A 7,365-nucleotide genomic window follows, 5' to 3' on the forward strand; every position below is an offset into this window, starting at 1 on the left:
GCCTGGCAACCGATGGTATGACCAACCACCACCCCCAGCACCAGATTGGCGTACCAGGGCAAACCCGCCAGCAAAATCGTCGCGATCCCACCCCAGATGATCAACTGCAGCGGCACAAACCAGATCACCCGCCAGGTTTGCGCCTTGAACGTGTCGGCCGGCAGGTCCTTCTTCATGCGGTCTCTGAGCTCACGCTCGTCGGGCTTCCCATAGATGGCTTGGCCCGAGGCATCGGGCTTCACGGCTGCGTTCATTCGTCACCTTTACTCTTTCGAAAAATCAGATCGACGCACTCGCCATTTTATTTGAGAGTACACTTGTGCGCTGAATCTACCGGAAGAAAATACTGATGACAATGCCTATTCTATAAAATCCATTTAAAATAGATTGTAATGCGTACACCTGTACCATTAAAGCAAAGAACGCTCAGAACCACCGGGCACAAGTTCAGGCCATAAAAAAACGGGAGCCCAAGGGCTCCCGTTTCACATTCACGCTGAACAGCGTCGTTATCAACTACCAGACAGTGACTGATCCGATGGATCAATTTCCATCTGCTGGATTGCGATGACCGCCTGAGTCCGGTTACGAACCCCCAGCTTGCGAAATACCGCGGTGATGTGGGCCTTGATGGTGGCCTCGGACACATCCAGATCGTAGGCGATCTGCTTGTTCAGAAGCCCTTCGGCCAACATGCCCAACACCCGGAACTGCTGCGGTGTCAGCGACGCCAGCTTCTCGGAAAAATCCGTGGCGTCCGAATGCATGCGCTCAATCTTGTCCGCCACTCCGGCTGGCAGCCAGACGTCACCTTCCAGAACGTCCTGGATGGCCTCGGTGATGGTGGGCAGGGGCGCTGATTTGGGGATGAACCCGGACGCACCGTAGTCGATCGAGCGACGCATGACCTGCATCTCTTCCGATCCTGACACAACCACCACTGGCAACCCCGGGTACTGTCCGCGCATGAACACCAGCCCGGAGAAGCCATGGGCGCCCGGCATGTTCAGATCCAGCAAGACCAGATCCGCATCCGGGTGCGACTCTACCGCCGCCTGCAGGGCCTTGATGCTATCGACTTCAACCGTCTCGGCATCGGGCACCGCCTGACTGACCGCCTGCTTCAATGCTGCGCGAAACAACGGGTGATCATCAGCGACGATAATTGTTTGTGCCATTCAACGGGTTCCTTAACAGGGTTACGGTCTTAAATGCGACCTTATTTGAATTCACGACTGCTGATCAGCTCATCAACCACACCCGGGTCTGCCAAGGTGGAAGTGTCTCCAAGCTGGTCGTGCTCGTTAGCAGCAATTTTACGCAAAATCCGCCGCATAATCTTGCCCGAACGAGTTTTTGGCAGTCCAGGTGCCCATTGAATCACATCTGGCGAGGCAATCGGACCGATTTCCTTGCGCACCCACTGGACCAGCTCTTTCTTCAGCTCATCGGATGACTCTTCGCCCTGCACCAGGGTGACATAAACATAGATGCCCTGCCCCTTGATGTCGTGTGGAAAGCCAACCACAGCAGCTTCAGCGACCTTGTCATGGGCGACCAGCGCGCTTTCGACTTCCGCCGTACCCAACCGGTGACCGGACACGTTCAGGACGTCGTCAACACGGCCGGTAATCCAGTAATAACCGTCTTCATCCCGGCGCGCGCCATCACCGGTGAAATACCGGCCCTTATAAGTGCTGAAGTACGTCTGCTTGAAACGCTCATGATCACCGTAAATGGTGCGCATCTGCCCCGGCCAGCTATCCAGAATCACGAGATTGCCCTCGGCCTTACCCTCCAGGATGTTGCCATCGTTATCGACCAGGGCCGGTTTGACACCAAAGAACGGCACGGTCGCCGAACCAGGTTTGAGATCGGTGGCGCCCGGCAGCGGCGAAATCAGGATGCCGCCGGTTTCGGTCTGCCACCAGGTATCCACGATCGGACATTTGCTGTTACCAATGACCCGGTGATACCACTCCCAGGCTTCCGGGTTAATTGGCTCACCGACCGAACCCAGCAGTTTCAGGCTGTCGCGCTTGGTACCGTCCATGCAGGACGCACCCTCAGCCATCAGCGCCCGAATGGCGGTGGGCGCCGTGTACAGGATGTTAACCTGATGCTTGTCGACCACCTGTCCCATACGGGAACTATCCGGGTAGTTGGGCACCCCCTCAAACAGCACGGTGATTGCACCGTTACACAATGGGCCGTACAAAATGTAGCTGTGACCAGTCACCCAACCAAAGTCTGCGGTGCACCAGTATACGTCGCCGTCGTGATAGTCGAATATATACTCGTGCGTCATCGACGCGTACACCATGTAACCACCGGTTGTGTGCAACACGCCTTTGGGCGCACCGGTGGACCCCGAGGTGTACAGCATGAACAGCGGGTCTTCCGCATTCATCGGCTCGGGCGGGCAATCGGCCGAAGCAGATTGCATGAGATCTTCGTACTTCACATCGCGGCTATCGTCCCAGGGCACGTCGGAATTACCAGTGCGGGCAACCACCACCACTTTCTCGACTGCATCGGCACCGTCGATCTTCAGGGCCGCGTTTACATTTTTCTTCAGCGGAATCTTGCGGCCTCCACGCAAACCTTCGTCGGCCGTGACCACGAAACGGGATTTGCCGTTAACAATCCGGGCGCCCAGCGCCTCGGGCGAGAAGCCACCAAAAACCACGGAATGAATCGCCCCGATACGGGCGCAGGCCAACATCGCCACTGCGGTTTCGACAATCATCGGCATGTAAATAGTGACAACATCGCCCTTCTTTACACCCAGCCCCTTGAGCACGTTGGCAAACTTGCTGGTCTCCTCGTGCAGCTCCCGGTAGGTCACATGGCGGGAATCGGCCGGGTCGTCACCTTCGAAGATGATGGCGGTCTGGTCACCTTTTTTCTCAAGATGACGATCAAGACAGTTGGCTGAAGCATTCAGCTCGCCGTCTTCAAACCATTTGATGGACAGGTTGTCGAAATCGTAGGTTGTGTTCTTAACCTTGGTGTAGGGCTTGATCCACTCCAGGCGCTTGCCGTGCTCTGACCAGAACGCATCGGGATTCTCAACCGACTCGCGATACATTGCATTGTACTGTTCCCGATTTACCAGAGCCCGTTGGGCTACCTCCGGCGCTACTGGAAAGACGTGTTTCTCAGTCATGGTGCTCCCCCTTTTCAGAGTCTTTTGTCATTGTCGATTTGGAAAAAAGAGCGGTGAGGCCAGCTCAGGCCTGAAGTCAGACGAATGTCTGTAGTACAACATGGGTGCGACTGAACAATTAATTAGACTAACGTCCTAATGTGTCTGAACTTTTGACGCAAGCACCTGGTTAACTGCCGCGGGCCACCACAGGCACACAGCGGAAAGGTCCGCTGGACAAGAAACACCCTTAAGCATAGTCAGAACGAGGCTGTTCGCAACTTCGGCGGGAGCCGGCAAACAACGAGGATCGGCGTGGCAAAATGTGCGAGCCGACCCTGGAAGGCCGGCTCACGACTGGGGTGATGCTACGCCGCTTTTTTGCGGGTTTTAGCGGAACGGAGACTGTACAGTTTGCGCTCTTTCAGCGCGTAGCGGTTCAGGCCAGCCAGGTGGATCTTGCGCAGGTAGACACTCCAATCTATCTGGCGGGCATCAATCGGGAACAACACGCGATCCAGACCACCCATCCGGGACGACAGGGCCAACAGGCTGTCGTTCTGGAAGATGTAATCCGGCGCCGTGTAGAAGCCGAAAATAGTGGCCAGCGAGCGCGTGGTATCGAGATTTCTCAGTACCTTTAGCTCACGATTGTGGCCCAGCACTTTGAGAATCCGGCTGGTGAAACTCAGCGGGATGCGCACACCACCAACCACGGCATCGAACAGCTTCCGGTTTACGGCAATAAACGGCTTGGTCGGCCGACGATAGAACAGCTGATCATAATCCGCGTAACTGGCCTTGGCCTCGACCATCAGGTGATCAATGAATTCACCGAGTGAAATCGGGTTACTGCTACCGCTGCAGCACTGGTAAATGCGTTGTTCAGCCGGCTCTGACAGCGCCTCGGCCAGTGACAAGATAATGCTATTGGCCACCAAATCCACGGGAATGACATCGATAACGCCGGAGCGCTTGCCGGGGAACAGAGTCACTTTCTCCCGCGCGTAGGCAAGAATAATGGCATCGGCCACTTTTATCCCTTCAATCCAGCCCGGAGCTGGCTCCTCCAGGGCGCTTTCGATAATGGAGGGGCGGACAATGGTCAGGGAGCGACCAGCCAGCGCCTTCATCAATATCTGCTCGCCCAGCCACTTGGTGAAGGTATAGGTGTCGCTCCAGCCGTAGCGGTTGGCCTCCCGGATGCCAAGATCTACCAACTTTTTCTCCAAGGCCTTGCCGGCGTAGCGCGAACGCACGTCGGCGATCTTGTCGTCCAGCAGACGCACCAGTTCGTCAACCTCGTAGTGGCCATCGACACTGCGCGGCAGCGCCTCACCCGCCGGCTTGATCACCGCTTCGGACACCTGTCCGGAGTTCATGCCATTAACGTAGCAGGTCGAGACTTGCAGAACCGCCAGCCGGCGGTTCTGACGAGCCAGCTCGGCGATGTTATCGAGACAGCGAGTGTTGATCGCCAGAGCCTTATCGAGTTCTTCCCGGAAATTTACGCTGGCCGCGGAGTTGATTACGGCGTCGATGCCATTCGCCAAGGCCTGAAACTGGTAAACCGGCAGCCCAAACATCGGCTCCGTCACTTCCCCGGTCACGCAGTGAACACGCTCTTCCACAAACGCCTCAAAAGCCTCGTTGTCGTCAGAGCGCAGGCGCTCAAACACCGAAGAGGTCGCAATTTCATCGAGGAATCGCGCCCTCGCCTCCGGGTGTCGCTTGTTACCCCGAACCAAAAGGTGAATACCGCCAATATCCGGAACCGTCCGAATCAGTTTTTCAAGTACCACTTTGCCCAGGAATCCCGTTGTGCCAGTAATCAGGACATGCTTGCCACGGAGCTGTTCAAGAACTTTGGACGACGACTCTCCGGTATTCAATTGCGATGTTGCCATTGGAAGAACTCCTTCTCTATTAAATATTTCTACAACCGCTCTAACAGCCTGTCGGCGGGAAATTTATTGATGGAATGCCTAGGAAAATTCACTGCATATTGCGGGCCACGATCATCTACAGTGATTGATTTTTACACAACCAGGATTACAGTGCGGTGACACACTGCAAAAATACTCTACAAAAAGAGTAAAAGAAATGACTGAAAAAGGGGCAGATATTGAGCCTGATTTCAGGAGCGGTTGTGACCCTTCCCTGCCAGGGAACGCAGCAGCTCATTCAAGGAAATTTCCGCCGGCTGTTCCCGTAGAGCCCGCACCAGACGCTCCTGCTCGCCGAAGCTGACCCGGTCGTAAACCGGGTCCGTCTGATCGGTTTTTGCCGGTACTAGTGTCGATTTTCTAGGTGCAGTCGGCACGATCTGGTCGGCCAGGTGTCGAAGGTGGGTGGCCAGGTGCTGCCGATGCTCTTCGCTCAGCTTCTCCCATTCGAGGGAGCCGAGACCGGTTTGAATAATTTCGATGGTGTCACCGTCAGGCGCGCTCCCCAGCAGTGCAAAAAGTCGGGTAAATGCTTCATAACGCAGCATAGCGTTATCGGGCGTTTGAACCAGTACGGATTCCAGCTCACTCACCGCCCGCAGACAACGGTCCTTCAGGCTTGCCGGTGCATCCGACCTCGCCGACGCCTGTCGAGCTTCCGATTGCTGACGCGAAACCCGATGCCAGTAGGCGGCTATACCGGCCTTCCTAGGAGTTAGCTGGGCCAGGCGAACGTTGAGCATGTCAGCCAAAGTATAAAACTGACGACAGGATGGATCGGCCACCGGCAACAAAGCCACCGGCTTCTGATTGAGCACCGATTGCCGGAGAGTTTCGTCGCGCCAGATACCACCCATATAGTGGAGCGACAAACCCAGGTGACGCTGGGCCGCGCTATCTAAACGCTGGAATACCGAACGGGCCTGACTTGCGCCCTGCGCCATGTTTACCAACACACTGGGTACCCGCTTGTACCCCCGACGCAGGATAACCTTAATCAGTGAAAACGCATCCGTCAGTGAAGCCGGGTCCGGGGTAACGACAATACAGGCAAGCTCCGCCGACGCAATCATGTGCAGACTGGGTGCCTGCAGACCGGCGGCGGTATCGATGATGACGTAATCGTATTGGCTTTCAAGATGAGACAACGCCCGCAGAACCCGCAAACTGTCAGTCGGCCCCATGTCCATGCACTCCTGCACACCCGAGGCCCCCGGCACAATGTGCAGGCCGTAATCCGTTTCCAGCAGAGTATCCTGAAGCCGACACTCACCGGCAATCACGTTCGCCAGGGTTTGCTTGGGGTACATGCCCACCATGATGCTGACATTGGCCAGATCCGTGTCGCCATCCAGCAGGAGCACGCGTTTTTCCTGACGTGCCAGGGTCAGCGCCAGGTTAAGCGCAACCGACGTTTTACCCACACCACCCTTGCCGCCGGTAATCGCGATTGTTCGAGGTTGGTTCGGCATCTGCTTTGCTGGCTCTTTCACGGGCATGATCGGAAATCTACTTGCCTACATGTTAGCATTCACACAGTGAAACCTGTAAAAAGTCTACACATATCACGCGACAGATAATATGCTGTTTAAAAAAGCACCAATAAGTATTTAATAACGACGGATAATTGTCTAAGCTCCAAAGTCAAAACAAGAACGAGAAATCCCTAAGAAACGAACTAAATAACTCAAACCTAATTATGAATGGAGCGGACAGGCTACATGGATTTAGCTCCTGATCTTCAGTTACCGAGTATTCCGGAGGTTACCCTTCGGGCGCTCGAAGCCTGCCAGAGAGACGAAAGCTACCGCACCATCAGCGAAATCGTATCCGTCGACACCGCACTGGTTTCGCGGGTATTGGCTCTGGTCAATTCTGCCCTGTACCGACCCGAGACCCCAATCAAGTCCGTTGAGCAGGCCCTACTCAGACTCGGCATCCGCCGCTTCCATACCCTGTTATTAACCGCCGCCCTTCGCCAGCTCCTGTTCGAACTGGGTGGCGACGAGTGGCAACAACTCCGGGACTTCTGGCGACACTCACTGACCACAGCACTGACGGCTCGGGCCCTGGCCACACTGACCCGGTATCAGGAGCCCGACGAAGCCTTCATGCTCGGCATGCTCCATAATATCGGCGAACTGATCGCGGTCAAAACGCTGACTCCGGAAGCACAGGAATACTACATTAGCCACCAACCCGAGGTAGCCGCTCAACTGGTCACAACCTGGGGCCTGGGCGCCATGGCCGCCGACGCCATGCGCTACCAGC

General features: G+C 55.8%; 5 protein-coding genes and 1 pseudogene. 1 reads left to right on the plus strand and 5 read right to left on the minus strand.

The window, feature by feature from the left end; genetic code table 11:
- From ABJT94_RS03880 to ABJT94_RS03900, 5 genes and pseudogenes are all read right to left on the minus strand, one after another.
- Nucleotides 1-254, minus strand: a pseudogene (locus ABJT94_RS03880) (hypothetical protein); the annotation flags it as partial.
- A 258-nt stretch (nt 255-512) separates the two neighbouring features.
- Nucleotides 513-1,178: a response regulator transcription factor gene (locus ABJT94_RS03885; RefSeq protein WP_138440761.1), complete on the minus strand. Its 666-nt coding sequence runs from the start codon at nt 1,176-1,178 to the stop codon at nt 513-515.
- 41 nt (nt 1,179-1,219) lie between these two features.
- Nucleotides 1,220-3,169 (minus strand): acetate--CoA ligase, encoded by a 1,950-nt coding sequence (acs, locus tag ABJT94_RS03890; protein ID WP_138440762.1) that lies wholly within the window; start codon nt 3,167-3,169, stop codon nt 1,220-1,222.
- Between the two features lie 347 nt (nt 3,170-3,516).
- Nucleotides 3,517-5,055, minus strand: a complete 1,539-nt coding sequence (locus tag ABJT94_RS03895; RefSeq protein WP_348493898.1) for a fatty acyl-CoA reductase — start codon at nt 5,053-5,055, stop codon at nt 3,517-3,519.
- Between the two features lie 230 nt (nt 5,056-5,285).
- The gene (locus ABJT94_RS03900) at nt 5,286-6,566 is read right to left on the minus strand and encodes an AAA family ATPase (RefSeq protein ID WP_228264101.1); all 1,281 of its coding nucleotides are present in this window, start codon (nt 6,564-6,566) and stop codon (nt 5,286-5,288) included.
- 249 nt (nt 6,567-6,815) lie between these two features.
- Here ABJT94_RS03900 and ABJT94_RS03905 point away from each other — a divergent pair.
- Nucleotides 6,816-7,365: HDOD domain-containing protein (locus ABJT94_RS03905; protein ID WP_348493899.1), on the plus strand; the 550-nt coding region annotated here is incomplete at its 3' end.

It is taken from the genome of Saccharospirillum sp. (assembly GCF_039982735.1).
Classification (GTDB): domain Bacteria; phylum Pseudomonadota; class Gammaproteobacteria; order Pseudomonadales; family Natronospirillaceae; genus Saccharospirillum.